The 25600-nt window shown below is 70.1% G+C and carries 29 protein-coding genes; 16 read left to right on the forward strand and 13 right to left on the reverse strand.

Going from position 1 to position 25600, the window contains the following annotated elements; all coding sequences use genetic code 11:
* Positions 1 to 77 precede the first annotated feature (77 nt).
* Positions 78 to 638, reverse strand: coding sequence for a hypothetical protein (locus ACH427_RS26535; protein WP_398873271.1), 561 nt, complete (start codon positions 636 to 638; stop codon positions 78 to 80).
* A 104-nt stretch (positions 639 to 742) separates the two neighbouring features.
* A complete protein-coding gene (locus ACH427_RS26540) occupies positions 743 to 1345 on the reverse strand; it encodes an RNA polymerase sigma factor (protein WP_398873273.1) in 603 nt (200 codons plus the stop codon).
* A 315-nt stretch (positions 1346 to 1660) separates the two neighbouring features.
* Here ACH427_RS26540 and ACH427_RS26545 point away from each other — a divergent pair, with 315 nt between their 5' ends.
* From ACH427_RS26545 to ACH427_RS26565, 5 genes are all read left to right on the forward strand, one after another.
* Positions 1661 to 3265, forward strand: coding sequence for an ABC-F family ATP-binding cassette domain-containing protein (locus ACH427_RS26545; RefSeq protein ID WP_398873275.1), 1605 nt, complete (start codon positions 1661 to 1663; stop codon positions 3263 to 3265).
* Positions 3266 to 3298: 33 nt separating this feature from the next.
* Positions 3299 to 4033, forward strand: coding sequence for a hypothetical protein (locus ACH427_RS26550; RefSeq protein ID WP_398873277.1), 735 nt, complete (start codon positions 3299 to 3301; stop codon positions 4031 to 4033).
* Positions 4034 to 4049: 16 nt separating this feature from the next.
* Positions 4050 to 4700 (forward strand): HD domain-containing protein, encoded by a 651-nt coding sequence (locus ACH427_RS26555; protein WP_398873279.1) that lies wholly within the window; start codon positions 4050 to 4052, stop codon positions 4698 to 4700.
* A 198-nt stretch (positions 4701 to 4898) separates the two neighbouring features.
* The gene (locus tag ACH427_RS26560; RefSeq protein WP_398873281.1) at positions 4899 to 5117 is read left to right on the forward strand and encodes a hypothetical protein; all 219 of its coding nucleotides are present in this window, start codon (positions 4899 to 4901) and stop codon (positions 5115 to 5117) included.
* 26 nt (positions 5118 to 5143) lie between these two features.
* Positions 5144 to 5641, forward strand: coding sequence for a hypothetical protein (locus tag ACH427_RS26565; RefSeq protein ID WP_398873283.1), 498 nt, complete (start codon positions 5144 to 5146; stop codon positions 5639 to 5641).
* 120 nt (positions 5642 to 5761) lie between these two features.
* On the opposite strand, the gene ACH427_RS26570 is transcribed toward ACH427_RS26565, so the two are convergent.
* Entirely contained in the window at positions 5762 to 6058 is a 297-nt protein-coding gene (locus ACH427_RS26570) for an MTH1187 family thiamine-binding protein (RefSeq protein ID WP_398873285.1), read from the reverse strand.
* Complete coding sequence (locus tag ACH427_RS26575; RefSeq protein ID WP_398873287.1) at positions 6055 to 6399, reverse strand: DUF3817 domain-containing protein; 345 nt, start codon at positions 6397 to 6399, stop codon at positions 6055 to 6057. Before ACH427_RS26575 ends, ACH427_RS26570 begins: the two co-directional genes overlap by 4 nt.
* 165 nt (positions 6400 to 6564) lie before the next feature.
* On the opposite strand from ACH427_RS26575, the gene ACH427_RS26580 reads away from it, so the two are divergent.
* From ACH427_RS26580 to ACH427_RS26605, 6 genes are all read left to right on the forward strand, one after another.
* Positions 6565 to 7203, forward strand: coding sequence for an AIM24 family protein (locus ACH427_RS26580; protein ID WP_398873289.1), 639 nt, complete (start codon positions 6565 to 6567; stop codon positions 7201 to 7203).
* A complete protein-coding gene (locus tag ACH427_RS26585; RefSeq protein ID WP_398873290.1) occupies positions 7203 to 7853 on the forward strand; it encodes an AIM24 family protein in 651 nt (216 codons plus the stop codon). Before ACH427_RS26580 ends, ACH427_RS26585 begins: the two co-directional genes overlap by 1 nt.
* Positions 7850 to 8614 carry an AIM24 family protein gene (locus ACH427_RS26590; protein ID WP_398873292.1) on the forward strand — a complete coding sequence of 255 codons (765 nt, stop codon included), beginning with the start codon at positions 7850 to 7852 and terminating at the stop codon, positions 8612 to 8614. Before ACH427_RS26585 ends, ACH427_RS26590 begins: the two co-directional genes overlap by 4 nt.
* A gap of 99 nt (positions 8615 to 8713) precedes the next feature.
* Complete coding sequence (locus tag ACH427_RS26595; RefSeq protein WP_398873394.1) at positions 8714 to 9190, forward strand: MarR family winged helix-turn-helix transcriptional regulator; 477 nt, start codon at positions 8714 to 8716, stop codon at positions 9188 to 9190.
* 148 nt (positions 9191 to 9338) lie between these two features.
* Positions 9339 to 10148, forward strand: a complete 810-nt coding sequence (locus ACH427_RS26600) for a helix-turn-helix domain-containing protein (RefSeq protein ID WP_398873294.1) — start codon at positions 9339 to 9341, stop codon at positions 10146 to 10148.
* The gene (locus ACH427_RS26605) at positions 10145 to 10321 is read left to right on the forward strand and encodes a DUF397 domain-containing protein (protein WP_398873296.1); all 177 of its coding nucleotides are present in this window, start codon (positions 10145 to 10147) and stop codon (positions 10319 to 10321) included. The genes ACH427_RS26600 and ACH427_RS26605 overlap by 4 nt, the downstream gene beginning before the upstream one ends.
* Before the next feature lie 310 nt (positions 10322 to 10631).
* Here ACH427_RS26605 and ACH427_RS26610 read toward each other — a convergent pair whose 3' ends face one another.
* A complete protein-coding gene (locus ACH427_RS26610) occupies positions 10632 to 10928 on the reverse strand; it encodes a hypothetical protein (protein ID WP_398873298.1) in 297 nt (98 codons plus the stop codon).
* Positions 10929 to 11189: 261 nt separating this feature from the next.
* On the opposite strand from ACH427_RS26610, the gene ACH427_RS26615 reads away from it, so the two are divergent.
* Positions 11190 to 12188, forward strand: a complete 999-nt coding sequence (locus tag ACH427_RS26615) for an L-threonylcarbamoyladenylate synthase (RefSeq protein ID WP_398873300.1) — start codon at positions 11190 to 11192, stop codon at positions 12186 to 12188.
* Positions 12189 to 12212: 24 nt separating this feature from the next.
* Here the strand turns inward: ACH427_RS26615 and ACH427_RS26620 are convergent, their stop codons facing one another.
* Together ACH427_RS26620 and ACH427_RS26625 are read right to left on the reverse strand one after the other, a co-directional pair.
* On the reverse strand, positions 12213 to 12854 hold the full coding sequence (locus tag ACH427_RS26620) for a carbonic anhydrase (RefSeq protein WP_398873302.1): 642 nt from the start codon (positions 12852 to 12854) through the stop codon (positions 12213 to 12215).
* 175 nt (positions 12855 to 13029) lie between these two features.
* Positions 13030 to 13473 (reverse strand): MarR family winged helix-turn-helix transcriptional regulator, encoded by a 444-nt coding sequence (locus ACH427_RS26625; protein WP_398873304.1) that lies wholly within the window; start codon positions 13471 to 13473, stop codon positions 13030 to 13032.
* A gap of 119 nt (positions 13474 to 13592) precedes the next feature.
* Between ACH427_RS26625 and ACH427_RS26630 the strand changes: the two genes are divergently transcribed.
* Together ACH427_RS26630 and ACH427_RS26635 are read left to right on the forward strand one after the other, a co-directional pair.
* Entirely contained in the window at positions 13593 to 14150 is a 558-nt protein-coding gene (locus ACH427_RS26630) for a quercetin 2,3-dioxygenase (protein WP_398873306.1), read from the forward strand.
* Positions 14151 to 14601: 451 nt separating this feature from the next.
* Positions 14602 to 15879, forward strand: coding sequence for an FAD-dependent oxidoreductase (locus ACH427_RS26635; RefSeq protein WP_398873308.1), 1278 nt, complete (start codon positions 14602 to 14604; stop codon positions 15877 to 15879).
* 117 nt (positions 15880 to 15996) lie between these two features.
* Here the strand turns inward: ACH427_RS26635 and ACH427_RS26640 are convergent, their stop codons facing one another.
* Entirely contained in the window at positions 15997 to 16980 is a 984-nt protein-coding gene (locus ACH427_RS26640) for a MerR family transcriptional regulator (RefSeq protein WP_398873396.1), read from the reverse strand.
* 117 nt (positions 16981 to 17097) lie between these two features.
* On the opposite strand from ACH427_RS26640, the gene ACH427_RS26645 reads away from it, so the two are divergent.
* Positions 17098 to 17922 (forward strand): alpha/beta fold hydrolase, encoded by an 825-nt coding sequence (locus tag ACH427_RS26645; protein WP_398873310.1) that lies wholly within the window; start codon positions 17098 to 17100, stop codon positions 17920 to 17922.
* On the opposite strand, the gene ACH427_RS26650 is transcribed toward ACH427_RS26645, so the two are convergent.
* A complete protein-coding gene (locus tag ACH427_RS26650) occupies positions 17892 to 19706 on the reverse strand; it encodes a transglycosylase domain-containing protein (protein ID WP_398873312.1) in 1815 nt (604 codons plus the stop codon). The two genes, ACH427_RS26645 and ACH427_RS26650, sit on opposite strands and share 31 nt — an antisense overlap.
* Positions 19707 to 19908: 202 nt before the next feature.
* Complete coding sequence (locus ACH427_RS26655) at positions 19909 to 20442, reverse strand: GNAT family N-acetyltransferase (protein ID WP_398873314.1); 534 nt, start codon at positions 20440 to 20442, stop codon at positions 19909 to 19911.
* A 677-nt stretch (positions 20443 to 21119) separates the two neighbouring features.
* Here ACH427_RS26655 and ACH427_RS26660 point away from each other — a divergent pair.
* Positions 21120 to 22598 (forward strand): amino acid permease, encoded by a 1479-nt coding sequence (locus tag ACH427_RS26660; protein WP_398873316.1) that lies wholly within the window; start codon positions 21120 to 21122, stop codon positions 22596 to 22598.
* 90 nt (positions 22599 to 22688) lie between these two features.
* On the opposite strand, the gene ACH427_RS26665 is transcribed toward ACH427_RS26660, so the two are convergent.
* The 3 genes from ACH427_RS26665 to ACH427_RS26675 form a co-directional block, all read right to left on the reverse strand.
* A complete protein-coding gene (locus tag ACH427_RS26665) occupies positions 22689 to 23183 on the reverse strand; it encodes a peptidylprolyl isomerase (protein WP_398873318.1) in 495 nt (164 codons plus the stop codon).
* Between the two features lie 71 nt (positions 23184 to 23254).
* A complete protein-coding gene (meaB, locus tag ACH427_RS26670) occupies positions 23255 to 24211 on the reverse strand; it encodes a methylmalonyl Co-A mutase-associated GTPase MeaB (protein WP_398873320.1) in 957 nt (318 codons plus the stop codon).
* Positions 24212 to 24324: 113 nt separating this feature from the next.
* A complete protein-coding gene (locus tag ACH427_RS26675; RefSeq protein WP_398873398.1) occupies positions 24325 to 25500 on the reverse strand; it encodes an acetyl-CoA C-acetyltransferase in 1176 nt (391 codons plus the stop codon).
* Between the last annotated feature and the right edge of the window lie 100 nt (positions 25501 to 25600).

Below are 25600 nucleotides of genomic sequence, written 5' to 3' on the forward strand. Positions count from 1 at the left end.
CGGCGTGGCCATCGGACAGCCGAACCCCCGTCGCAGCCGTCCGATGTTCCGCGCCGACAGCGGCGAGTGCCGCGTCCCTAGTGCCCGATGTCAGGCACGACCGATGCCACGGCCGTGACCGCCGCCGCCGTGAGTGCCGAGGCCGCCATGCCCGTACGCCGCCGTGTCCCCCGGTCCGGCCGCCGTTCCGCGCGGTAGTCCCTGAGCAGGCGCAGCAGGTCGTTGCCGAGAAAGGCCAGGAGGATCAGGCCGACGCCGACGATCCGGACCCACATCCACTGGAATGTCGTCCAGGCCATGACCCCCACCGCGAGAACGACAAGGGGCACCAGGTGTGCGGTCAGTTGGCCCGCGGAAAGGGCGGGAGGGGGAGAAATGACGACGGCCGGTTCGTCGGACACCGCTTCCTCGTCCGCCGTCTCCCCCTGCTCCTCCCGCTCCTCGCGGGAAGGGGTCCCCTCCACACGGGAAGGAGTCCCCTCCTCACGGGAAAGGGCCCGCTCCTCGCGGGAAAGGATGGCGGCCTTGAGCCCGGCCCACTCCGCTCCGCTTCCGGTATCGGCGGCGACCGTCTCGGAATCGACTGATTTCAGCACCGCCATGAAGTCGTTGTAACCGTCCCGGTTCTGTTCGTTCATTGTGCTTCTCCCCTGGATCATTCCCCCGTGAGCCCGGCAAGGCCCGCCCCGCGATCACGTGGACCGTGATCGCGAGACGCGTCCGACCCGGCTGTCCCGCCCGGCTATCCCGCGCTCTGCGCGCCGCGGTGGACCTTGAGCTTCTCCCGTGCCTGGGAGAGCGCGGTCCGGACCGCTCCGGCGGAGGGGGCGCCCAGCAGGAAGGCGGCCTCCTTGCTGGTCAGACACCAGAGTTCACACATCACGAAGGCGTCCCGTTCGCGCTTGCTCGGCACGACCTCTTTGAGGATCTTCACTGCCTCACGGGCCTGTTCCGAGTTCTCGACGAGGAGTTCGACGTCCTCGTCGGACGGCCGGTCCCAGTCGTTGAAATCCGTCAACGACTCCGGGCGGCGCGTTTTCGCCCTGATCAGATCGACCCATTTGTTGTGGGCCACCGTCACGGCAAGGGCCGTGGCCTGCTTCCGTCCGAGGGGCGGCCGCTTCTTCCAGGCCGCGAGGACGCTTTCCTGGGCGATCTCACCGGCATCCGCCTCGTTCACGCCCCGGGAGCGGAGATAGCGGAAGGCCCGTGAGTAGAGCTCCTTGAGCACATCGTCGGAGAGAGATGCCTCCTGGTCGAACACGCGCGGCACCTGGGCCGGGATGACGGGGCGAGTGCGGCGGGGCTGCTCGCCCTCCGGCTCGGGTACCGATGGTGCTGCCATGCCGGGCCTCCTGAACTATGCCGGATCAGAGGGTTCTGGCGCCCTCCGGCCTTGCGAGGGGGGAATCGTCGGCGGGCGCGCGAGTGTCAGCCGGCATCCGCCTCGACCGGGAGTTCGGGGCTTCCTACGGACCGGTGACGAACGAGTGACGAGCCGACGGCGACCGGTGGCAACGGCCCCGGGGGCGAAAAACCACTGGGCCGACATCAGGGCTTCCGGTTACGGTGGCCCCATGTCCACGCCCCGAATTTCCTAGCTGAGGAACCCGCTTCCACGCCAGAAGTGTGTCCTTCAGTCTTTTCGGAGCGTTACCTCATGATTACCGTTCGCGGTGCCGAGCTGCGCGCGGGCGCCCGCCTGCTGCTCACCGATCTCTCCTTCACCGTCTCCCCCGGCGACCGCATCGGCCTCGTCGGCCGCAACGGCGCGGGCAAGACCACCCTGATGACCGCGCTGGCGGGCCGGGCCCGGCCCGCCGCCGGGACGGTCACCGCCACCGGGCCGGTGGGTTTCCTCGCGCAGGACTCCCGTACGGCCGACCCCTCGGCCACCGTCACCGACCGCATCCTCTCCGCCCGTGGCATGGACCGCGCGCTGCGTGAACTGCGCGCCGCCGAGGCCGCGATGGCCAAGGCCGCCGGACCGGCCGCGCTGGCCCGGGCGATGAGCGCGTACGGCAGGGCCGAGGCCGCCTTCCAGTCCGGCGGCGGGTACGCGGCCGAGGCCGAGGCCGCGCGGGTGGCGGCCGGGCTCGGGCTGCCCGAGCGGGTCATGGGCGAGCCGGTCGGCGCGCTGTCCGGCGGGCAGCGGCGCCGGGTGGAGCTCGCCCGCATCCTCTTCGCCGGGCACGACGGCACGTTGCTGCTGGACGAGCCGACGAATCATCTCGACGCCGACTCGGTCGCCTGGCTGCGTACGTTCCTCACGGCTCACCGGGGCGGTCTCGTGGTGATCAGCCACGACACGTCGCTGCTCTCCGACGTGGTCAACCGGGTCTTCCACCTGGACGCCACGCGCGCGACGATCGACATCCACAACACCGGCTGGACGACATATCTCGCGCAGCGGGAGACGGAGGAGCGGCGGCGTGTCCGCGAGCGGGCCGGGGCGGAACGCAAGGCGGCCGCGCTGCACGCGCAGGCGGACAGGATGAAGGCCCGTTCCTCCACCGCTGTGACGGCCAGGAGCATGGCGCGGCGCGCCGACCGGATGCTCGCGGATCTGGAGCCGGCGCGGCGCGTGGAGAAGGTCGCCCGCATCCGGCTGCCGGAGCCCGCCCCGTGCGGGCGGATGCCGCTGGGCGCCGTCGCCCTGACGAAGTCCTACGGCGACCACCAGGTGCTGGGCGGCGTGGACCTGGCCGTGGACCGGGGCGGCCGGCTGGTCATCCTCGGCCTCAACGGCGCGGGCAAGACGACCCTGTTGCGCATCCTGGCCGGTGTGGAGACGCCGGATTCGGGGCGGGTGGTCCACGGGCACGGGCTGCGGCTGGGCTACTTCGCCCAGGAGCACGAGACGCTCGACGCCCGCCGTACGGTCCGCGAGAACCTGGCCGCGGCGGCGCCGCACCTCACGGACGGTGAAGTGCGGGGCGTCCTGGGCGCGTTCCTCTTCACCGGCGACGACGCCGACAAGCCGGCCGCGGTGCTGTCCGGCGGCGAGAAGACCCGCCTGGCCCTGGCCGGGCTGGTCCACTCCGGGGCGAACGTCCTGCTCCTGGACGAACCGACCAACAACCTCGACCCCGCCTCCCGCGCCGAGGTCCTGACCGCGGTCGCCGCCTACCCCGGCGCGATCATCATGGTGACCCACGACGAGGGCGCGATCGATGCCCTCCGGCCGGACCGCGTCCTGCTTCTGCCGGACGCGGACGAGGACTTGTGGAACGAGGACTACCGCGAGTTGCTGACCCTCGCCTGATGGCCGGTGCCCTCACCCGTAAGCTCCGCCCTCATGAACGACGACGTACGCGACATCGTCCTCGGCCTGCTCGCGAGCGGGATCAGCGCGGCCGCCGGATGGTTCGTCCGGGCCTTCGTGTGGCGGCGGCAGCTGCGGCGCAAGCAGGCGTTCTTCGGGCTTCCCGGGGGTACGGAGTGCCTGCTCGTCGTCAATCAGGATCCGACGGCGAGCGGGCACGGCGTCTCGCGCTACGACACGTTCGCGCTGCTCGAACTGTCCGCGCTGATCAAGGAGTGCGGCGCGCAGGCCGACATCGTCGTGCACGACGGTGCTCGCCAGGGCTTCGGGGTACGGACCGAGTTCTGCGTGGGAGGCCCGGCCTCGAACCAGCGCACACAGGCGCACCTGCGCTCGATGCTGCCCGGGGTCGAGGTGAACATGGACCACGGGAACGCGCGCGACGGCGGGGCGTTCACCATCGGCGGCGAGACGTACCGCCTCGACAAGGGCACCGCGGAGTACGTCCTCCTCGCCCGCCTGGCCGGCCCCGACGGCGGCCGCCCGGTCTTCCTCGCGTCGGGCCAGCGCGCGATCACCAATCAGGCCGCCATACGCTACCTGACCCGCCACCACACGGAACTGGCACGCCGCCACGGCCTGAACGGCACGTTCTGCCTCCTGCTGAAGGTGATCCACTCGGACGTCTACGGCCCGGACATGGTCGAATCGGCGACCGACGTCACGACGGCGGCGACCACGCGGACCGGGCAGGGCCCCGGCCGCTGAGGGTTACGCTGCCGCGGTGACCCTTCCGACGCCTCAGGAAATACGCGCCCTGCACGAGAAGTACGCTCCCGGCCAGGAAGCCCTGGACGTCGTGTACACGCACTGCGAGATCGTCAGCCGCATCGCGGAGCAGCTCCTGGCCCGCGACGGCCAGGGGCTCGATGCCGATCTTGTGCGAGCGGGTGCCCTGCTGCACGACATCGGTGTCTACCGGCTCTTCGACGACGCCGGGCGGCTCGATCACGGCAACTACATCCGGCACGGGGTGCTCGGCCACGAGATCCTTCGCGGGGAAGGCTTCCCGGAGCGCCTGTGCCGTTTCTGTTCGTGCCATACGGGCGTCGGCCTCACCCGGCACGACATCCGGGAGCAGGGGCTGCCCCTGCCCGTGGCCGACTATCTGGCCGAGAGCGCCGAGGAACAGCTGGTGATGTACGCGGACAAGTTCCACACCAAGTCCACGCCGCCGAAGTTCCTCGACGCGGACGCCTATGCCTCGCACGTGCGGAAGTTCGGAGAGGACAAGGTCACGGCCTTCCAGGCGCTGCGCGCCCGCTTCGGCGAGCCCGACCTCGCGGCCGTCGAGACCGCTCACGAGGACGCCGCCGGCCCGGCGGCCGGCATCCCGCACGAGGCCGTACGGGCGCGGCTCGGCCTGGAGCGGTGAGCGAGGCGCCGGGGCCGGCGACCCGCGAAAGGCCCGGTCCCGGACCCGGCAGCGGTCGCCCGGCGCGCCGGACTGGAGTTCCTCCAGCCACCTGATGGGGTCGCCGTGGACCCCTCAAGCATTCTCAACTCCACTTGGGGAAGCCTGCGTTACACCGATCTCCCGCGACGGCGGAGGTCACTTCGATCAGGGGGACCCATGGTCAAACGCTTCCTCTTCCTCACGCTGGCCGGTGCGCTGCTGGCCTTCGGGCCGATGGGACCGGCGCACGCCGTGGGCCGGGACGGCGCCCGCACCCTCGACGGAATCCCGAACCCCAAGGTCGGTGATCTGCTGCCCGGCGTAGGAGATCAGCTCGACCACATCGCGGACCTGGGGCTGGGGCGCCTCGTCGACGGCCCGAACGAAATCGTGTGAGCGGGACGGAGCTCCGGGGAGGAACAGTGCTCAAGCGCTACGCACGCGAGGCCGGCCGCGCCCTGACCCGTGTCCTCGCGTGTTCCGCGATGGCGGTCGCCGCGACACTGGGCGGCTTCGCCACCCCGGCCACCGCCGCGACGGCCAACGCCCAGGTGACCCAGGGCAACGTCAATGTCGCGCTCGGCGCCACGTACAGCGTGAACATCTATGTGACGGTCACGAGCAGCGGCACCAACCGCTATACGCTCAGCGCCACCATGCACGGCACCTGCGGTGGCGGCCGCCGTGGGTCCGCACCGTACATGGCCTTGAGATCCGGCGGCAGCGACGAGTCCTGGAAGTACCAGGTGCGTCCCTGCGGCGACGGCAGCAGAGGCCGCACCACGAGTGCGACCTACACCGTCACCGGTTCGGGGTCACTGGCAGCCGATCGGCAAGTCCACCTCGAAGCGGGCTCCTGGGGCGGTATCTGGCCCTTCGGGACATGGGACTGGGGCGACAGGGTGATCGTCACCGTATGAGCCACCGCTCGCCGCCGGCGGATGGCCGACGCGCGGGACATCGCACAAGCCCGGCTCAAGGCACCGCGCACCGCGCGACACCCCGAGCCGGGCCGCTTCCGGAAGGATCGCAAGGGGGCGTCACCCCTCGGAGAGATACCGCTCCACCGTCTCGACCTTCGACGTCAAGCCGCCCGTGACCCCGGCGCGGATGTCCGCCTTCAACACCAGCGACACCCGGCCGCAGCGGGCCTCGACCGCCGCGACCGCCCGCTTGATCACGTCCATGACCTCGTCCCACTCGCCCTCGATGGACGTGAACATCGCGTCCGTGCGGTTGGGGAGGCCGGACTCGCGGACCACGCGGACCGCGTCCGCCACATACTCACCGACGTCTTCACCCGCGCCGACCGGGGAGACGGAAAAGGCAACGATCATGCGCTGACCGTACCTTCCTTGCGCGCGCGGGCGGCGATGACGCTCGCCTCGGCCTCGCGGCGCAGCATCCGCTCGGCGAAGAAGCCGCCGGTGGGGAGGACGGAGAGGACGAAGTAGACGGCGGCGGTCTTGACGCTCCACTTGGTCTTGTTCCAGGCGTCGAGCCAGAAGACGACGTAGAGGAGGAAGAGGATCGCGTGCACGACGCCCATCACCGGCACCGCGTTGAAGCTCGTGGTCCGCTTCAGCACGGAGCAGACGAGCAGCACGATGAAGGAAATGGCCTCCGGGGCGGAGACCAGGCGGAGCCGGCGCAGGGCGGTGGCGGTCTTGATGTCCACGGGGGCAACCTTCGGGTTCGGGACGTATCGGTACGACTACAGCTTGTGAGGGTATTCACAAGCGTGGCAGCCATTCTTGCAGCAGCGTCGCCGATCACCGGATCCGGGTCCGTTCAGGACTCCGGGCCCTGTCGGAGCGGCGGGGGCTGACGCTAGCGTCGGGGCGTGGCTCAGTTTCGGCTCCAAGGGAGCAAAGTTCTCGCTGTCGATCTCTCCGGGGATTCGGTCAAGGCCAAGAACGGCGCGATGGTCGCGTACGAGGGCGAGATGTCGTTCAAGAAGATGACCGGTGGCGGCGACGGTCTGCGTGGCATGGTCACCCGCAGGCTCACCGGCGAACAGATGGCGGTCATGGAGGTGAAGGGCCGCGGCACCTGCTATTTCGCCGACCGCGCGAGCGAGATCAACCTCGTGACGCTGCGCGGCGAGACGCTCTATGTGGAATCGAGCAATCTGCTCTGCACGGACGGCGGGCTCCGCACCGGCACCACCTTCACCGGGCTGCGCGGCGCCTCGCAGGGCAACGGCCTCTTCACCACGACGGTGGAGGGCACGGGCCAGGCGGCGATCATGTCCGACGGCTCGGCGATCGTGCTGCGCGTGGCGCCGGACATGCCGCTCCAGGTCGACCCCGGCGCGTACATCGCGCACACCGGCCGGCTCAAGCAGCACTTCCAGTCGGGCGTGAACTTCCGGACCTTCATCGGCGAGGGCTCGGGCGAGGCGTTCCAGATCCGCTTCGAGGGCGACGGCCTGGTGTACGTCCAGCCCAGCGAGCGCAACACCATCGGCGGTGACCTCTGATGCCCTTCCGCCTCCTCAACTCCCGCATGGTCGAGGCCCGCGTCGTCCCCGGGCAGCGGATGTTCAGCCAGCGCGGCGCGATGCTCGCGTACAAGGGCGACGTCTCCTTCACGCCCAGCATCACCGGCGGCCAGGGCGGCATCATGAGCATGATCGGCCGCCGCGTCGCCAACGAGGCCACGCCCCTGATGACCGTCGAGGGCGACGGCACGGTGATGTTCGGCCACGGCGGCCACCACGTGCACGTCATCGAGCTCAACGGCGAGACGCTCTATGTGGAGGCCGACCGCCTCCTCGCCTTCGACGGGTCCCTCCAGCAGGGCACGATGTTCATGGGCTCGCAGGGCGGCGTCATGGGCATGGTCCGCGGCCAGGTCACGGGACAGGGCCTGTTCACCACGACGCTCAAGGGCAAGGGCGACGTCGCGGTCATGGCCCACGGCGGCTTCATCGAGCTGCCGATCTCCCCGCAGCGCCCCGTCCACGTCGACCCGCAGGCGTACGTCGCCCACCGCGGCGACGTACGCAACAAGCTGTCCGCCGCGATCGGCTGGCGCGAAATGGTCGGACGCGGGTCAGGCGAAGCCTTCCAGCTCGAACTCTCGGGCCAGGGCACGGTCTATGTACAGGCATCCGAGGAGAAGCTGTGAACGGTCCGGTCAGCTACGACGCGAACACGCTCCCGGTCGACGACAACGTCAATCCGTACGCCTTCAGCGTGGCCCTCGACGGCCAGTGGTTCCTCCAGAAGGGGAAGATGATCGCCTATTACGGGCGCATCGAATTCCACGGCATCGGCCACGGCTACCTGGACGCGCTCATCCGCTCCAGCTTCCACAGCCCGCTGCACGCCGCCGACTGGGTGGTCGCCGAGGGCCGGGGCAGGATGCTGCTCGCGGACCGCTCCTTCGACGTCAATTCCTACGACCTCGAGGACGGCAACCTCACCGTTCGCTCGGGCAATCTCCTCGCCTTCCAGCCGTCCCTCTCCCTCAAGCAGTCGATCATCCCCGGATTCCTCACGCTGATCGGCACCGGCAAATTCGTGGCCGCCTCCAACGGCCCGGTCGTCTTCGCCGAACCCCCGATCCGCGTCGACCCCCAGGCCCTCGTCGGCTGGGCCGACTGCCCCTCCCCCTGCCACCACTACGACCACCAGTATCTGAAGGGCGTGCTCGGCGGCGTACGCGCCTGGACGGGCCTCGGCGGGACATCGGGAGAGGAGCACCAATTCGAGTTCGTCGGCGCCGGTACGGTACTGCTTCAGTCCACGGAACAGTTGATGGCTGAAATTCCCACGGGTGAGACCCCTGAGCAGGACGGTGTCCCGCACGCAAGCCCGCAGAATCAGCCATCTATGCCGCGCATGCCAGGTCAGCTGGGGGACCTCCAGCGCCGCTTCGGGCTGTGAGCGGTACTCTGCGGAGTGTGACGTCGAACGCTTGACCTCGCGCCCGCACTCCACACTGGTTCAGTATTCAACTTTCTTAGGTAGAATTCCTCTATGTCTATGGACACCGAGAACGGCACTCGCTGGCTCAGCGAAGAGGAACAGCGCGCCTGGCGCGCCCATCTGGACGTCAGCCGGCTGCTGATGCATCAGCTAGAAAGGGATCTCCAGCCTTTCGGCCTCACCAACAACGACTACGAGATCCTGGTGAACCTCTCGGAGTCCGAAGACCACCGGATGCGGATGAGCGACCTCGCGACGGCCACGCTCCAGTCGAAGAGCAGGCTCTCCCACCAGATCACCCGCATGGAGAACGCGGGCCTGGTCCGCCGCGAGAACTGCGAGTCGGACCGGCGCGGCCTCTACGCCGTCCTCACCGAACAGGGCTGGGAGACGATGCGGAAGGTGGCGCCGCACCATGTCGCGTCCGTCCGCGAACACTTCATCGACCTGCTCGGCGAGACGGATCTGAAGGCGCTGTACGGCTCGCTGGCGCCGGTGGCCCAGCACTTGCGCGCGACACGCGGCCGCGCCTGACAGAGGGGCGAACGGGGCCCGCCGCCTTCGGCGGCGCGCCCCGTTGCTTCACTCGTGCGGGAGAAATCGATTCGAACCCGCCGCGTTCGGGTCTTGCTCGTCCTAACGTCCGTTGGTACCCAGAGAACTAGGGACGGGCAGGGTACCGATGACGGGTGAACTCTCCAATCCGCCGACCGCGTGGCGGTACTGCGGGAACCAGATGAAGCTGTGGCGCGTGGAGGCGGGCGTCAGCCGCGAGGAGTTGGCGGCGGAGGCGGGATACGGCGCCGAGACGATCAAATCGATGGAGCAGGGCCGACGACGGCCCACGCTTCGCGTGCTGGAGATCGCGGACGACATGTGCGGCGCGCAGGGGAAGCTGAAGGCCGCGTATGTGTACTTGCAGCCTGAGCCGATCGTCTCCTACGCCCGCGAATTCGTCCTGTACGAGTCTGAAGCGGTCGCGCTCAGCAGCTACGAGCCTCTTCTCATTCCAGGTCTGCTCCAGACCGAAGAGACGATGCGCATCCTGTTCAACACACATTGGCCGCCGCTGACCGACGAGACGGTCGAGGAGCGAGTGGTGGCGCGACTGGCGCGGCAGTCCATCCTCCAGGAGCAGCGCAAGGCGTTCACCTTCGTCATCGGCGAGGCAGCGCTGCGAAACACTCTCGGCGATCACGGAGCGCACAAGCGGCAGTTGCTGCACCTGCTGTCGGCAGGAGAGCAGCGCAACGTCGCCATCCAGGTCTTGATGCTCGAAGGGCCGCACCCGGGGCTCGACGGTCCGTACGTCCTGCTGGAGACCCCAGAGCACACGCGGCTCTCCTACGAAGAAGGACAGACGAGCAGTTCGCTGCAATCGAACCCTGAGCAGATCAGCGTTCTCATCCAGCGCCATGCCATGATCGCGCAATACGCCCTCAGCGTCGATGAGTCGGCCCGATTCATAAGGAAGTTGACAGACGAGCTATGAGCATCGAACTCATATGGGTCAAGTCAAGCTACAGCGGAGGAGCGGGCGGTAACTGCATCGAGGTCGCCACCCGTCCCCAAACCATCCACATCCGCGACTCAAAACGGGCCCACGGCCCCAGACTCTCCATACCCCGCGCCGCCTGGGCGGACTTCATCACCTACTGCTCATAGCCCGGGATGTTCGCCCATGGGAACCGTCACCCCATCGCGGCTCGGGCACACCCAGATCGCCTGATCCGGTTCCGGCGCGGGCCGCATAGGGTGCGGATGCCCCTCCGGGCAACGCGGCCACGGCACGTTGTGACCTTCCGCATCCCGCACGACGTCCTGGCGGAACTCTTCCGGATAAGGCTTGGGCACAGCGACATCCTTCCCACCCGCCCCGCAGGGCAAGCCAGTTCAGATGTCACCCGATCGTGCAGCAGACCCCGACTCCCTTACAGGTCCCTGACGTGCCTCACGGCCAGGCCATGGGCCGGCCTCACTCCCAGCCGATGCCGACCCCGTACAGCAAGCCCACAGCGGCATGCACGGCAACCGGCACCAGCGCGCCGTTCCACGGCTTGCGGCGGCGCCACGCGCACAGCGCGAGCGCGAGCGCAGGGCCCACCCAGCCGAGCACGTAGACCAGCACGGTGACGCCGTCGAGGATGTCGAGGAATCGCGCGGCCCGGCGGGACACCAGGCACAGGAACGAGAACACCACCGCCGAGCCCCAGAGGTTCGCCTCAAGCGACTTGGGGCCCGGTACGGCCGTCGCGTCGTCGTGACCTGTCATGGCGTCAGCACCTTCCCCCGGCTCAACTCCTTGATCATAACTTGGGGAAGTTCTTACTGGCCAAGGGTTGATCCGAGCCCTCTGCTCGCGAAGCCGCCACGACGGCGGCGCCCGGGAGAGGAGGACCGGTTCGGCCGCTACGAGGTTTCCGCGCCGGGTCACCAGCGAGCCGGAAACCGGTAGCGCCGTGCAAGCGCTGTCTCGTGGTCATGCGCGGGCGACGAGGCGTGTGGGAGAGCGGGGCGATGAGAGGATTCGAGGGTGACGGCAAGTACCAAGGACATCGAGAAGGCGGCCGGTGTGCTGCGCGCCGGGGGCCTGGTGGCCCTCCCGACCGAGACCGTCTACGGTCTGGGCGCCAACGCCGAGGACCCCGCCGCCGTGGCGCGTATTTTCCAGGTCAAGGGGCGTCCGCCCTCCCATCCGCTGATCGTTCACATCGGCGGCGCGGAGTACCTGGGCGACTGGGTCGAGGATGTGCCGCCGACGGCACGCCTGCTGGCCGAACGCTTCTGGCCGGGGCCGCTGACGCTGGTCCTGCGGCGCGGTCGCCGGGTGCCGCTCGAAGCGACAGGCGGCCTGGAGACGGTGGCCGTGCGCGTGCCCGACCACCCCGCCGCGCTCGCGCTGCTGTCGGCCTTCGGTGGCGGTGTCACGGCCCCGTCCGCCAACCGCTTCGGTTCGGTCAGCCCCACCACGGCCGGCCATGTCCGTGCGGAGCTCGGCGAGGCGGTCGACTTCGTGCTGGACGGCGGGCCCTGCGAGGTGGGTGTCGAGTCGACCATCGTCGACGTCACAGGTGAGGTCCCGAGCATCCTCCGGCCGGGCGGGGTGACGCGCGAGGACCTCGAAGCGGTGCTGGGGTTTCCGCTCGCGGTCCCTTCCAGCAGCCTTGTCCGGGTGCCGGGACAGCATCCGTCCCACTACGCGCCGCGGGCGCGGGTCGTCCTCGTCGAGCCGGGGAAGATCGTCACCGAAGCGGCACTCGCCCAGGAACTCGGGCACCGGGTGGGCGTCTTCCTTCCCCCCTCCCTGACCGGCACCCAGGTGAAGGCGCACGCCGTCGTGGCCGTCCCCTCCTCGACGGCCGCCTACGCGCGCGGGCTGTTCGGGTTCCTGCGCGAGCTCGACCGGCAAGGGTGCGACCTCATCGTCGCCTCCTTGCCGGTGGAGGAGGGGCTGGGACTGGCGATCGCCAACCGGCTCCGCCGCGCGGCAGGACCCCGGCCTTCCACCGCCCCCGGCCTTCAGGAACGCTGAACACCGGCCGCCCGGCGGCGGGTTTCACCGTGCGGGGGCGACAGCCTGGCTCAGCCCGTGGGAGGCGACCAGCCGCGCACTGCCGTCGGCCAGCCGGTAGGACAGGCCCGCCACGGCGAGGCGGCCGGCGGCGACCCGCTCGGCCAGGACGCGGGAGCGGTCCAGCAGCAGATCGACGGTGTGCCGGATGTGCTCGTGGAGGATCTCTTCGTCCTGGCCGCGTCCGGCGGCGCGGGCCGCCAGCACGCTCGGGGTCACCCGCTCGACGACGTCACGGACGAAACCGGCGGGCACCTGGCCGCCGTCGGCGGCGGCGCGGGCCGCCGCGATGGCCCCGCACGAGTCATGGCCGAGAACCACGACCAGAGGGCAGTCCAGCACGCTCACCCCGTACTCGATGCTGCCCAAGACCTCCGAACCGACGACATGCCCGGCGGTGCGCACCACGAACAGATCACCCAGTCCCCGGTCGAAGATGATCTCGCCGGCCAGCCGGGAGTCGGAGCACCCGAACAGCACCGCGAAGGGGCTCTGAGCCGGTGTGATCTCGGCACGGCGCGCGGCGTCCTGGTTGGGATGCTCGGGCAGGCCGGCGACGAACCGCTGGTTGCCGGACAGCAGCATCTCGAAGGCGTCATCGGGGGACGGCGTCATTATCTCGGTCATGGCCGCAGGCTACGGCCGGCCCGGCGGAATCGCGCGGCCGGGTCCACGAACGGCTGGCTTCGCACCTCCACGGCCGGCGCACCCGGCCGCCGGGCGGCGTCCCCCTCGACGGGGTTACCCGCCGAAAGAACAACGGAGCAGACCCTGACCTGTCGGCGACGGGCGGTACACCGCCTCACGCTGAGCGCGGGACCGGCGGCCGGCCCCATGGCGCCTCCAGCGCCGCGCGCAGGGCATCGGCCTGCTCCCGGCCGATCCGCTCGGCGAGCTGCTCTTCCAGCCGTTCGAGGATGAGCCCGGCCTGGCGGTGTGCGCGTTCTCCCTCCCCGGTGCGCCGGATCAGCCGCTGCCGGGCGGAGGCGGGATCAGGGGTCTGTTCGAGCAGTCCGGCGGCGACCAGGCCGTGCACGGCCTGGTGCGCGGTCTGGCGGGTGACGCCCATGCGCCGGGCCAGCTCCGAGACGGTGGTGCCCTGGTCGTCCAGCGCGGCGAAGAGCTGCGCCTGTGTCGGGGACACGGGCACGGCTCCGCCCGCTTCCAGGGCTGCCAGCAGCCCTTCCTCGAACCAGCGCCGGGCGTCGCCGAGCAGTTGGGGGAGAGTGCGGCGGGTGGGTTGCATCTGTTCCTCACGATGGGCGGAGAGCGGACCCGGATCAGCTGCGCGGCTTGCCTGCCCGAACCCTTCCATGTCAGGCTACCTGACAATCGCGAACGGGGCACATCCGAGGAGAGCAAGACATGACCGTCGAGTACGCCACCCGCTACCGGCGGGCCTCACGCATACCCGCCGAGCCCGGCAAGCCCTACTTCATCGAGAAGGGCGAAGGGGACCGCGCCCACCTGTTCGGCGACCTGATCACCATCTACGCCGGCGGCGAGCAGACCGAGAACACCTTCAACTTCTTCACCGTCGAAGGCCCCAAGGGCGACATCATCCCGGCCCACCTGCACACCGACACCCACGAGGTCTTCTACATCACCGCCGGCGCCGTCCGGCTGTTCGTCGAGGACACCGAGGGCAACCAGCGGGAAAAGCTGCTCACCCCGGGCGACTTCGGCTTCGTGCCCAAGAACTGCCGGCACGCCTACCGCATGGAACGCCACCACAGTCAGGTCGTCGGCGTCGCCGCCGGCCCCGGCGGCACCTTCGAGCGGTTCTTCGAGAACTTCGGCGCGCCCGCCGAGCGGCTCGGTCTGCCCGCCGAGCCGGTCATCCCGGAACCTCACCGGTTCGCCGGCGTTCCTCAGCAGTACGACGTGCGCTTCCTTCCCGATCATCAGTGGCGGACCCGATGACGGCGGCCGGGCCCCGGTCCGGGAACTGATCGCCGCGCCGCACCCCCGACCGCGCTCCCTGGCCCTCGGCCGCCGCCTCACAGCCCAACAGGACGGCGGCTCACGGCGGTTCGCGTTCCGGCACGTGTCCGCCACCACAGGAATGCGCGAGATCCCATGACCCGAACCGAGCTCACCCCGGGCTTCGCGTTCCTTCATCCCACAGATCAGCACCGCACGCGGACGCGGCGATGAACGTCGACGGACAACGCGGCGCCGAACCTGACGGGCCGGGTCAGCCATGGAAAGGGGGTGGGTTTCGACGCGTCTTGCCTACTTCACGTGCCGATCTTGGTAGGCCGGGCAGACTGGTGCGGGGATTCCCGGGTCCCGCCGTCCTGGGCACCAGGATCCGGTCCCTGGCTTGTGACGTGCTCTGGGGAGGCGCACGCACCGTCGAGTGGGGGGATGGATGACGCAGTCGATTCCACGGCAATGCCACACCCCGGTCAAGGGGTCGGCCGAGAGGCGGGGCGGGCCGGTGGTGGTGATCGGTGCCGGGCCGTACGGGCTGTCGGTGGCGGCGCATCTACGGGCCGCCGGAGTGAAGGTGCTGGTCTTCGGGGAGGTCATGGGCAGCTGGCGCCATGCGATGGCGACCGGCATGTTCCTCAAGTCCACCCCCGCCGCCACCGACCTGTCGGCCCCGGCGGCGGGCGGGCGGCTGGCCGACTTCCGCCACGAGCGGGGCGAGCCGGAGCTGACGGAACTCACGCCCATTCCGTGCGAGGTGTTCGTCGCCTACGGCATGTGGTTCACCGACCGCTTCGTCGGCGAGGTCACCGCACGGCACGTGACCTCCGTCGATCGCGCCCCTGGCGGTTTCACCGTGCGGCTGGAGGACGAAGACCCGGTAGCGGCCTCGGCCGTGGTCGTCGCCACCGGACTTCGCCCCATGGCCCATATCCCCCAGCACCTGCTGCGCCTCGCGCCCGCAGGCCCGGGACCCGACACGGTCCTCTCCCACACCAGCCACCACACCGACCTCTCCCGCTACGCCGGACAGCGGGTGGCGGTGGTCGGCGGCGGGCAGTCCGCCCTGGAAAGCGCCGCCCTCCTGCACGAAGCCGGCGCCCACCCCCACGTCCTGGTCCGCTCCCGGACGGTGCGCTGGGGAGCCACACCGGCACCCCACCGACCGCTCATCGAACGCCTCGCCCGGCCCGCCTCCCCGCTGGGAACCGGCTGGGCACTGGCCGGGCTCTGCCACGCCCCGCAGGCGCTGAGCCGCCTGCCCGCTCCCGCCCGGCTCCTGGTCCACCACCGCGCCCTGGGCCCCTCGGGCGGATGGTGGCTGCGCGCACGCGTCGAGGGCGTCGTCCCCCTCCACACCGACCGTCACATCACCCAAGCCCATCTCGCCGACGACCAGGCGCACTTGCGGCTGACCGGCAAGGGCGGCGGCCGCTTCCGGTTCACCGCCGACCACGTACTGGCCGCCACCGGCTACCGCATCGACATCGGCGCCCTGCCCTTCCTCCCCCCGCCTCTCCGCGAAGCCATCGCCCGCGTACCGGGCTCCCACGCCCCGCATCTGACGGGAGCCTTCGAATCCACCGTTCCCGGCCTGTACTTCACCGGCTCCCTCGCGGCACCCATGTTCGGGCCCATGCTGCGCTTCGTCGCCGGCACCGCATTCGCCGCCCGCCGCATCACCAGACACCTCCAACGCCACGCCCCCGGCCGGTGATCAGCTCGCCGGCCGGCACGAGTGGTGCGGATGGTGTCCCGACCGCCGCCGCGTCCAGCAGTTGCCGGAACCCGGACCGGTTGATCGCGTAGACACGGGACAACGTCGCCGGGTCCCTCATGCTTCGGAGCGCCGGACTTGAGCGGATCCCTCAGAGCGTGAAGTCGACGGGCATTCGTCTGCGTGTGGGTGGAGCGCCGCGGATACAAGGGCCGTCTGCCCGGACCCGGAGCCCAGCGCCGCGCACAGCCACGCGTCCGCCGCCCCCGGCGTCGGGTCCGGTGACGCCCTCACCACCGCGGTCAGCCGCCAGTAGTCGTCGATGCGCGGCTCCGCCGCGAGTTGGGAGCTCAGCGCACGCCGGAAGGCAGGCGTGTCCCGCGCGCCGCGCGCCCTCGCGTGGGCGGAGACGAAGCAGTCGAGGGCCTCGCCCTCGCGGGGCGGGCGCGCGGCCCGTACGTCCGGGGCGGCCAGCGCGTACGCCTCGATCAGGCCGTCGAAGAGGACATCCGGGCGGTAGTCCGGTTCGGGGCGGCGCGCCACGGGGCGGCCGGTGCCGGGGCAGGGGCCGGAGGCGAAAGCGTGCAGGCGGGCGAAGGCCAGCACCTGCTCGGGGGCCGGTGCGGCGGGCGGTTGCGGGACGGCGTGGTCCACGACCACGGACACCAGCCGCGCCGGGAGCCGTGGCGGCAGCCAGGCCCGCCAGAAGCGGGCGAGCGCGGCCGTGCTGGGCGGGGTGCCCACGGCGCCTATGAGGCGCAGGCGGTCGGCGCGTTCCTCGGGGGTGCAGTCCTGGAGCAGTTGGAGGGCGGCCTCCCGCCAGCGCAAGGCGGCCAGCTGCGAGCCGAGTTCACGCAGTCGCCCGGCGACGACGTCCTCCAGCGCGTCCTCCTGCTCCAGGACGCGGCCCACCTCGGTGACCGGCAGGTCGAGCGTGCGCAGCGAGCGGATCAGGCGGAGCCGGTCGAGCGCCTCGGGCCCGTACCGCCGGTGGCCGCCGCCGCTGCGGCCGGCCTCGGGCAGCAGGCCGCGGTCGGAGTAGAAGCGCACGGTCTTGACCGTGACGCCCGCGTGCTCGGCGAGCTCCCCGATGCTCCACATGTCTTCGGGCGACAAGTCGGTCGACAAGGCTTGAACCTCCCTCAGGGGGAGTTCCTACCGTACTGGTCGGCGCGCACGGCCCACGGGGGTGGTCGTGCTGATCACGAGGAGGCATTCATGACAGCGTTCGTGCTGGTACCGGGCACGCACATGGGCGGCTGGCTGTGGCGGGAGGTGGCCGGCCGGCTGCTGCGGGCGGGTTCCGAGGCGTACGAGGCGACGCTCACGGGCATGGGCGACCGCCGCCATCTCGCCGGTCCGCACACGGATCTGGAGACGCACACCGAGGACCTGACGCAGCTGATCGACCACGTGGACGCGCCCGAGGTGGTGCTGGTCGCCCACTGCTACGGCAGTTATCCGGCGCTGGCGGCCGCGGACCGGCGTCCGGACCGCGTCTCGCGGGTCATCTATGTGGACGCGCCCCTTCCGCAGGACGGCTTCTCGATGCTCGGCCAGGTGCGGGAGCAGATGCCGGACGAGGTGACCCGCGAGGCGATGCTGCGCCGCGCGGCGGAGGCCGCGGACGGCTGGCGGATGATGCCGCCGGCGCTGGACGAGGCGCGGAACGCGGCGAACCTCACAGGGGTGTCCGAGGAGGCGCTCCTCCGGCTCAACCGCCTTGCCGCGCCGCAACCGCTGGGCACGTTCACCCAGCCGTTGCGGCTCTCGGGCGGCACGGCGGGGATGCCGATGACGGGCGTCTTCTGCACGGCGGCCGGGCCGGGCATCGCCATGGTCGAGGGCCTGGTGGCGTCGGGCGACCCGCGCTTCCGGGAGCTCGGCGAGGAGCGGTGGGGGTTCTTCGAACTCGCCACCGGGCACTGGCCGATGCTCTCCTGCCCGGACGAACTGGCCGAGGTGCTGCGCCGCGCGGCGGCGGGCGAGGGCCACCGCGCGGGCACCGGCCGTCAGGACACGGACGCCGTCGCGGCGGTGTAGTCGGCCCAGATCCGCTCCGGGAAGCCGTTGCCGCGCTGCGACGTGTCACCGCCCACGTCCGACATCGGCAGCAGCTTCCCGTCCTCGGGCTTCATGCGGAACATCGTCACCGCCGTGGATATCTCCTTCGTATATCCCACGTACCAGGCCGACTTCAGCCGGTCCTGATCGCCGGTGCGGCCCGCGCCGCCCAGGGCGTCGGCGACGTCGTTCGCCACCGCCTTCGGCAGCGCGCGCCGCGCCTTGGCCCGGCTCTCGAATCCGCCGACCGGCTGGCCGTCCTTGAGGAGCCTGGTCACCGAATAAGGGTCGTTCTGCAGGCCCGAATTGGCGAAGGTGCCGTAGGCGTCGGCCATGCGGATCGTGCTGGGCGTGGACGTGCCGAGGGGAAACGCATCGTCCGGCGGCGCCATGCTGTCCTTGAGCAGTCCGGAGCGGATCGCGGTGTCCCGCACCTGGTTGATTCCCACCTCCTTGCCGAGCCGCGCGTAAGTGGCGTTGCCGCCCTTGGCGAGGGCCTGGCGGAGGCTGGGGTGGGAATCGTCGGGCCGCGCCTTCTCCGACGGGTTCTGCAATTGGCCGTCGTCGCCGTAGAAGCTGTCGGGCTGTACGTCCTGCCGGTCGCCCTCCTTCGTCTCCGTGCCGTTCTGGAGCGCGGCGGCGAGGACGAACGGCTTGAAGGCCGAGCCGACGGGCACACCCGACGTATCGGCGTTGTTGGTGAAGTGCTTGGTCGCGTCCGGGCCGCCGTAGAGCGCGAGGACCGCGCCGTCGGAGGGGCGCACGGACGCGGCGCCCACCTGCACGTCCTCGTCGGCGGACCGCTTCTTGGGGTCGATGTTCTTCTCCAGCACACCCTGCACCGAGGCGGTCAGCCGCTGGACGCGCTGCTTGTCGAACGTCGTGTGGATCTTGTAGCCGCCGTGGGCGAGATCCTGATCGGTCAGCATCGAGTGCGCCTTGATGTATTTGTTGGCGACATCGACGAGATACCCGTTCTGGCCGCCGAGGTTCGTGGCCATGGACTGCTTGTGGGGCTCGGGGAAGGTGCGGTATTTCTCCCGCTCCTCCTCCGACATCAGCCCCACCTTGACCTGCCGGTCGAGAATCCACTTCCAGCGCTCCTCGGCGCGCTGGTGATTTCCGGCGCTGACCGAGGGGTCGTACAGCTCGGCCCCCTTCAACAGCGAGGCGAGCAAGGCGCCTTGGGAGGGGTCGAGCTTCTTCGCGGGAATGCCGTAGTACGCCTGGGCGGCGGCGTCGATGCCGTACGCGCCCCGGCCGAACCAGCTGGTGTTCAGATAGCCCTGGAGCACTTCCCGCTTGCTCTTGGTCCGGTCGACCTTGAGCGAGATGATGAACTCCTTGGCCTTCCGGGTCATGGTCTGTTCCTGGGAGAGATACGTGTTCTTCACGTACTGCTGGGTGATCGTGGAACCACCCTGCGTCTCCTGCCCCTGCACCGCGCTGAAGAGGGCCCGGAAGATGCCCTTGGGCGATACGCCGCGGTCGCGGTAGAAACTCTCGTTCTCCGCCGCTATCACCGCGTGCTGCACGGAATCGGGCACATCGGCGAGCCGCACGATATTGCGGTTGACCTTGCCGATGCTGACCATCTGGGTGCCGTCCGCCCAGTAATAGGTGTTGGCCTCCTGGACGGCGGCCGCGTTCTCGTCGGGGATGTCCACGCTCGCGTACACCCAGGCGAACAGCCCGGCCAGCGCGCCGACGCCCAGCACGAACGTGCCCAGCAACTGCCGCCAGGACGGCAGCCATCGGCGCACTCCGCTCCTGCCGCGCCGGGGATAGTCGATGAACCGCTTTCCGCGTGCGTGCCGTTGTCTCGTGCGCAAGGTTCGAAACGCTCCTGCATATCGGTGTCACCGTCTGAGACGACCGTGCCGGGGCGCGCGGTTGGCCGATGGCATATGAGCGTTGTGTGACAGCCCGGCGTCCCGGGCGGCGAATGCGACGCGAACGGGCCGGTTACCCCTGGTATTCCGTGAGGTCGATGGCGTGGACGCTCAGCGCGTGCCCGTACTCCGGGTGCGTCGTCTCGCGCTCCGGCTCCATGCCGAGCTTGCGGATGACATTCGCGGAGGCTTCGTCGCCCAGCCGGCTGATGCTGATGACGCGGTCCAGATTGCGGTCCTGGAGCGCGAACTCCAGCGTCGCCTGCGCGGCCTCGGCGCCGTATCCCTGCCCCCAGAACTGCGAGCCGATCCGCCAGCTGATCGCCACCTCGTGCGCCGCCTCCGGCAGGAACTCCGGCACGGAAAGGCCCGTGAACCCGATCAGCTCACCGGAGCCGAGAAGCTCGACGGCGAAGAGCCCGAAGCCCTCGTCGTCCCACTCCTCCTCCCAGCGCTCGATGTCCTCGGCCGTCTCGTCCAGGCCGCGCACGGCGCCGTCGTCGACCCATCGCATGACCCGGGGGTCGGCGTTGATGTCGGCCATGGGGGCGAGGTCGCCGTCGTGCCAGCGGCGGAGGAGGAGGCGGGGGGTGCGGATCTCTGTCATGCGTCCATCTTCGCCGGTCAGGGGGTGTTCCCCAGCCCCCCCTTCCCGGCGGCATCTGATGTGCGGCTCCGCCGCGTGGGAGGGCAAGCCCCCGGACCCCCCACAACGCCGCGCGCCCTGGAACCGGGGCCGCGCCCCAGCCCCCGCAACACGGCTTCGCCGGCGACGCGACCCGCACCCCGAACCCGCCCGATCAAAGATGCATAGCCCCATACATCTAAAGAAAGATGGAAGCCCTTTTCCATTTCCACCCCCGAGCGATATGGGACACATTCCCGGCGCGAGCGCGTGTTCTTCTCCACATTCCCGCCGGTGATCCGCCCCTTCGGCGAATCCCGGACGCGACCCGCACCCCCACAGGGCCGCGAACTCCCTTACCCCGCAAGGGAATCCACACACCCGGCACCCCCGGAATTACCGCCGCGACCCCATAAAACATGTAAGCGGCCCACCGGCCGACCACCCCTGACCCGCCCAAGCCCTTACCTCGGGTACGGCCAAAAAACAAATCTTCACAAACTCTTGACGTCCGGAGCGCCCACCTCACACCATCAGCCAAGGCCCTGCTCGGACCGATGCCCCGGCCATGCCGGAATCCCGCTCCCCCACAGCGGCAGCAACCACGGGAAACAGAGACAAGGGCCGGCCCCGCTCCCCCCAAGAATGGCGATACCTCTATGAGTGACCGCACGCTCACCGCGGGCGACTCCCGGCCCGGCACGGCCGTCACGTCACCGGCGTCCCCGCACGTCGACGCCGGTGACGCGGGCTACAGCAAGGACCTCAAGTCCCGGCACGTCAACATGATCGCCATCGGTGGAGCGATCGGCACCGGCCTCTTCCTCGGCGCGGGCGGCCGCCTCAACAGCGCCGGCCCCTCGCTCTTCATCGCCTACGCGGTGTGCGGCGTCTTCGCCTTCTTCGTCGTCCGGGCCCTCGGTGAGCTCGTCCTCTACCGCCCGTCCTCCGGCGCGTTCGTCAGCTACGCCCGCGAGTTCATGGGCGAGAAGGGCGCGTACACGGCCGGCTGGCTCTACTTCCTCAACTGGGCCACCACCGGCATCGCCGACATCACCGCGGTCGCCACGTACACCCACTACTGGGGGATGTTCAGCAGCCTGCCGCAGTGGGTGATCGCCCTGATGGCCCTCGCGGTCGTGCTCACCGTGAACCTGATCTCGGTGAAGTACTTCGGCGAGATGGAGTTCTGGTTCGCGATCATCAAGGTCGCCGCACTGATCACCTTCCTGGTCATCGGCGTCTTCCTGCTGGCCTCCCAGCACGACGTGGGCGGCCACACCCCGGGCCTGGGCAACATCCTCGACCACGGCGGCGTCTTCCCGACCGGTGTGATGCCGATGCTGATGGTCATCCAGGGCGTCGTCTTCGCCTATGCCTCGGTCGAGCTGTGCGGTGTCGCGGCGGGCGAGACCAAGAACCCCGAGAAGATCATGCCGAAGGCGATCAACTCGATCATGTGGCGCGTCGGCATCTTCTACGTCGGCTCGGTGATCCTGCTCGCGCTGCTGCTGCCGTACAAGGCGTTCACCGGCGACGAGAGCCCCTTCGTCACCGTCCTGTCCAAGATCGGCGTGCCGTACGCGGCCGGCGTGATGAACCTCGTCGTGCTCACCGCGGCCCTCTCCAGCCTCAACTCGGGCCTCTACTCCACCGGCCGCATCCTGCGCTCGATGGCGATGTCCGGCTCCGCGCCGAAGTTCACCAGCCGCATGAACAAGGGCCAGGTGCCGTACGGCGGCATCCTGCTGACCGCCTTCTTCTGTGTGCTGGGCGTCGCGCTCAACTTCGTCGTCCCGAAGGACGCGTTCGAGATTGTCCTGAACTTCGCGGCGATCGGCATCATCGGCACCTGGGGCATGATCATGCTCTGCTCGCTGCTGTTCTGGCACCGCTCCAAGGACGGCCGCGTCACCCGCCCCGGCTACCGCCTGCCGTGGGCGCCGTACACGCAGATCATCACGCTGCTCTTCCTCGCCGGTGTCCTCGGCATCATGGCGTCCGACCCGGGCCCGAGCCGTACGACGGTCCTGTGCCTGCCGGTGATCGCGGCGGCGCTGGTCGGCGGCTGGTTCCTGGTCCGCGGCCGGGTCGCCCGCGTCCAGCGCGAGAAGGAGCTCCAGCAGGCGCAGGGGTAAGCGCCGGGCGAGCGAGCGAAAGCCGAAGGCCGGCCGGTACGGAGTTCCCGTACCGGCCGGCCTTCGGCTTTTCTCCGAGGCGGGGCGTCGTTACGCCACGACCCCGGACTTCGCGATGGTGATCTTCGCGCGGGTCGCGCCCGAGTGCGTGCCCAGGCCCTCGATCTTCTTGACCAGGTCCATGCCCTCGACGACCTCGCCGAAGACGACGTGCTTGCCGTCCAGCCACGGGGTGACCACGGTGGTGATGAAGAACTGCGAGCCGTTGGTGTTCTTGCCGGCGTTCGCCATGGAGAGCAGACCCGGGCGGTCGTGCTTCAGCTTGAAGTTCTCGTCCGCGAACTTCTCGCCGTAGATGCTCTTGCCGCCGGTGCCGTTGCCGGCGGTGAAGTCGCCGCCCTGGAGCATGAAGTCCGGGATGACCCGGTGGAAGCTCGAACCCTCGTAGCCGAAGCCGTGCTGGCCGGTGGCCAGCTCGCGGAAGTTCGTCGCCGTCTTGGGGACGACGTCGTCGTACAGCTTGAAGACGATACGGCCGGCGGCCTCGCCGTCAATGGTGATATCGAAGAAGACGTTGGAAGACATAGCAGCATCCTGTCACAGGCGTCACGCAGGACGCGGCCCCGGCGCCGGGGCCGTGTCGGCGGCCCCGCGCCTCAGCCCTCGGTGAGGCCCGCGACCAGTTCGTCCGCGGCCGCGTAGGGGTCCAGGTCGCCGTGCACGATGCGCTCCGCCAGGGCGTCCAGGCGGCGGTCGCCGTGGAGGTCGCCGATGCGCTCGCGGAGGGCGGTCACGGCGATGGTCTCGACCTCGCGGGCGGCGCGGGCGGCGCGGCGCTCGGCGAGGACGCCGCGCTCCTCCATCCAGGCGCGGTGCTTCTCCAGGGCCTCGACGAGCTCGTCGGTGCCCTGGCCGCGGGCGGCGACGGTCTTGACGATGGGCGGGCGCCAGTCGCCGGGCCCGCGGGCCGCGCCGAGGCCGAGCATGTGATTGAGCTCGCGGGCGGTGGCGTCGGCGCCGTCGCGGTCGGCCTTGTTGACGACGTAGACGTCGCCGATCTCCAGGATCCCGGCCTTGGCCGCCTGGATACCGTCACCCATGCCGGGGGCGAGCAGCACCACGCTGGTGTCGGCCTGGGAGGCGATCTCGACCTCGGACTGCCCGACGCCGACGGTCTCCACGAGGATCACCTCGCAGCCGGCCGCGTCGAGGACGCGGATGGCCTGGGGGGCGGCCCAGGCGAGGCCGCCGAGGTGGCCACGGGTGGCCATGGAGCGGATGTAGACGCCGGGGTCGGAGGCGTGGTCGGACATCCGCACGCGGTCGCCGAGCAGGGCGCCGCCGGAGAAGGGCGAGGAGGGGTCGACGGCGAGCACGCCGACCCGCTTCCCGGCCTTGCGGTAGGCGCTGACCAGGGCCGAGGTGGAGGTCGACTTGCCGACGCCGGGCGAGCCGGTGAGGCCGACGACATAGGCCCCGCCGGTCAGGGGGGCCAGGGCCGCCATCACCTCGCGCAGCTGCGGGGACGCCCCCTCCACCAGGGAGATCAGCCGGGCGACGGCGCGCGGCCGGCCTTCCCTGGCCTGTTCGACCAGCGTGGGGACGTCCACCATGTCTGCTCCGTTCCGACGTTCCGAAGTTCCCGACGTGTCCGAAGGTGTACCGGCGTGGTGAAGGCGTCCGGCGTTCCGGATGCGCCCGGGGGCTGCCGCTCCGCCGGCGGGCGTCAGTTGCCGGGGACGCGGATGATCAGGGCGTCGCCCTGACCGCCGCCGCCGCACAGCGCGGCCGCGCCGACCCCGCCGCCGCGCCGCTTGAGCTCCAGGGCGAGGTGGAGGACCGTGCGGGCGCCGGACATGCCGATGGGGTGGCCCAGCGCGATGGCCCCACCGTTGACGTTCACCTTTTCGGGGGAAACGCCCAGATCCTTGATCGACTGCACCAGAACGGCGGCGAATGCCTCGTTGATCTCGATCAGGTCGAGGTCGTCGACGGTCAGGCCCTCCTTGCGCAGCGCGTGCCGGATGGCGTTGGAGGGCTGCGAGTGGAGGGAGTTGTCGGGGCCGGCCACATTGCCGTGGGCGCCGATCTCGGCGATCCAGTGCAGGCCCAGCTCCTCGGCCTTGGCCTTGCTCATCACGACCACGGCGGCGGCGCCGTCGGAGATCTGCGAGGAGGTGCCGGGGGTGATCGTGCCGTCCTTGGCGAAGGAGGGGCGGAGCTTGCCGAGGACCTCGACGGTGGTGTCGGCGCGCACGCCCTCGTCCTTGCTGAAGAGGACGGGGTCGCCCTTGCGCTGCGGGATCTCCACGGGGGTGATCTCCGCCTCGAAGAGGCCGTTCTTCTGGGCGGCGGCGGCGCGCTGGTGGGAGCGGGCGCCGATCTCGTCCTGCTCGGCGCGGCCGATGCCGAGGCGGGTGTTGTGCTTCTCGGTGGACTCGCCCATGGCGATGCCCTCGTAGGCGTCCGAGAGGCCGTCGTGGTGCATCGAGTCGAGCATCTCGATGGCGCCGTACTTATAGCCCTCGCGCGACTTGGGCAGCAGGTGCGGGGCGTTGGTCATCGACTCCTGGCCGCCGGCCACGACGATGTCGAACTCACCGGCGCGGATGAGCTGGTCGGCCAGCGCGATGGCGTCGAGGCCGGAGAGGCAGACCTTGTTGACCGTGAGGGCGGGCACGCTCATGGGGATGCCACCCTTGACGGCCGCCTGGCGGGCCGGGATCTGGCCCGCGCCGGCCTGGAGCACCTGCCCCATGATCACGTACTGCACCTGGTCGCCGCCGATGCCGGCCCGGTCGAGGGCGGCCTTGATGGCGAGCCCGCCGAGGTCGGCCGCGGAGAAGGAGCGCAGGGAGCCGAGCAGCCTGCCCATGGGCGTACGGGCGCCCGCGACGATCACGGATGTGGTGCCGGTCGAACCGTTCGTACCAGTCATGAGGCGCGGCCCCTTCGAGGCGGAGAGGTTAACGATGGTTCCCGTCAATGTACTGAGCGGTAGG

Source organism: Streptomyces sp. NPDC020379 (genome assembly GCF_044387105.1).
Classification (GTDB): Bacteria; Actinomycetota; Actinomycetes; order Streptomycetales; family Streptomycetaceae; genus Streptomyces.

Bases quoted from the DNA above. Each gene is read 5' to 3' on its own strand.
- ACH427_RS26535 (WP_398873271.1), bottom strand. From the start codon at position 638: ATGAACGAACAGAACCGGGACGGTTACAACGACTTCATGGCGGTGCTG.
- ACH427_RS26610 (WP_398873298.1), bottom strand. From the start codon at position 10,928: ATGACAGGTCACGACGACGCGACGGCCGTACCGGGCCCCAAGTCGCTT.
- ACH427_RS26560 (WP_398873281.1), top strand. From the start codon at position 4,899: ATGGTCAAACGCTTCCTCTTCCTCACGCTGGCCGGTGCGCTGCTGGCC.
- ACH427_RS26585 (WP_398873290.1), top strand. From the start codon at position 7,203: ATGCCCTTCCGCCTCCTCAACTCCCGCATGGTCGAGGCCCGCGTCGTC.
- ACH427_RS26625 (WP_398873304.1), bottom strand. From the start codon at position 13,473: ATGCAACCCACCCGCCGCACTCTCCCCCAACTGCTCGGCGACGCCCGG.
- ACH427_RS26545 (WP_398873275.1), top strand. From the start codon at position 1,661: ATGATTACCGTTCGCGGTGCCGAGCTGCGCGCGGGCGCCCGCCTGCTG.
- meaB (WP_398873320.1), bottom strand. From the start codon at position 24,211: ATGGTGGACGTCCCCACGCTGGTCGAACAGGCCAGGGAAGGCCGGCCG.
- ACH427_RS26540 (WP_398873273.1), bottom strand. From the start codon at position 1,345: ATGGCAGCACCATCGGTACCCGAGCCGGAGGGCGAGCAGCCCCGCCGC.
- ACH427_RS26595 (WP_398873394.1), top strand. From the start codon at position 8,714: ATGGACACCGAGAACGGCACTCGCTGGCTCAGCGAAGAGGAACAGCGC.
- ACH427_RS26630 (WP_398873306.1), top strand. From the start codon at position 13,593: ATGACCGTCGAGTACGCCACCCGCTACCGGCGGGCCTCACGCATACCC.
- ACH427_RS26600 (WP_398873294.1), top strand. From the start codon at position 9,339: ATGACGGGTGAACTCTCCAATCCGCCGACCGCGTGGCGGTACTGCGGG.
- ACH427_RS26660 (WP_398873316.1), top strand. From the start codon at position 21,120: ATGAGTGACCGCACGCTCACCGCGGGCGACTCCCGGCCCGGCACGGCC.
- ACH427_RS26620 (WP_398873302.1), bottom strand. From the start codon at position 12,854: ATGACCGAGATAATGACGCCGTCCCCCGATGACGCCTTCGAGATGCTG.
- ACH427_RS26635 (WP_398873308.1), top strand. From the start codon at position 14,602: ATGACGCAGTCGATTCCACGGCAATGCCACACCCCGGTCAAGGGGTCG.
- ACH427_RS26605 (WP_398873296.1), top strand. From the start codon at position 10,145: ATGAGCATCGAACTCATATGGGTCAAGTCAAGCTACAGCGGAGGAGCG.
- ACH427_RS26665 (WP_398873318.1), bottom strand. From the start codon at position 23,183: ATGTCTTCCAACGTCTTCTTCGATATCACCATTGACGGCGAGGCCGCC.
- ACH427_RS26640 (WP_398873396.1), bottom strand. From the start codon at position 16,980: ATGTGGAGCATCGGGGAGCTCGCCGAGCACGCGGGCGTCACGGTCAAG.
- ACH427_RS26570 (WP_398873285.1), bottom strand. From the start codon at position 6,058: ATGATCGTTGCCTTTTCCGTCTCCCCGGTCGGCGCGGGTGAAGACGTC.
- ACH427_RS26645 (WP_398873310.1), top strand. From the start codon at position 17,098: ATGACAGCGTTCGTGCTGGTACCGGGCACGCACATGGGCGGCTGGCTG.
- ACH427_RS26550 (WP_398873277.1), top strand. From the start codon at position 3,299: ATGAACGACGACGTACGCGACATCGTCCTCGGCCTGCTCGCGAGCGGG.
- ACH427_RS26655 (WP_398873314.1), bottom strand. From the start codon at position 20,442: ATGACAGAGATCCGCACCCCCCGCCTCCTCCTCCGCCGCTGGCACGAC.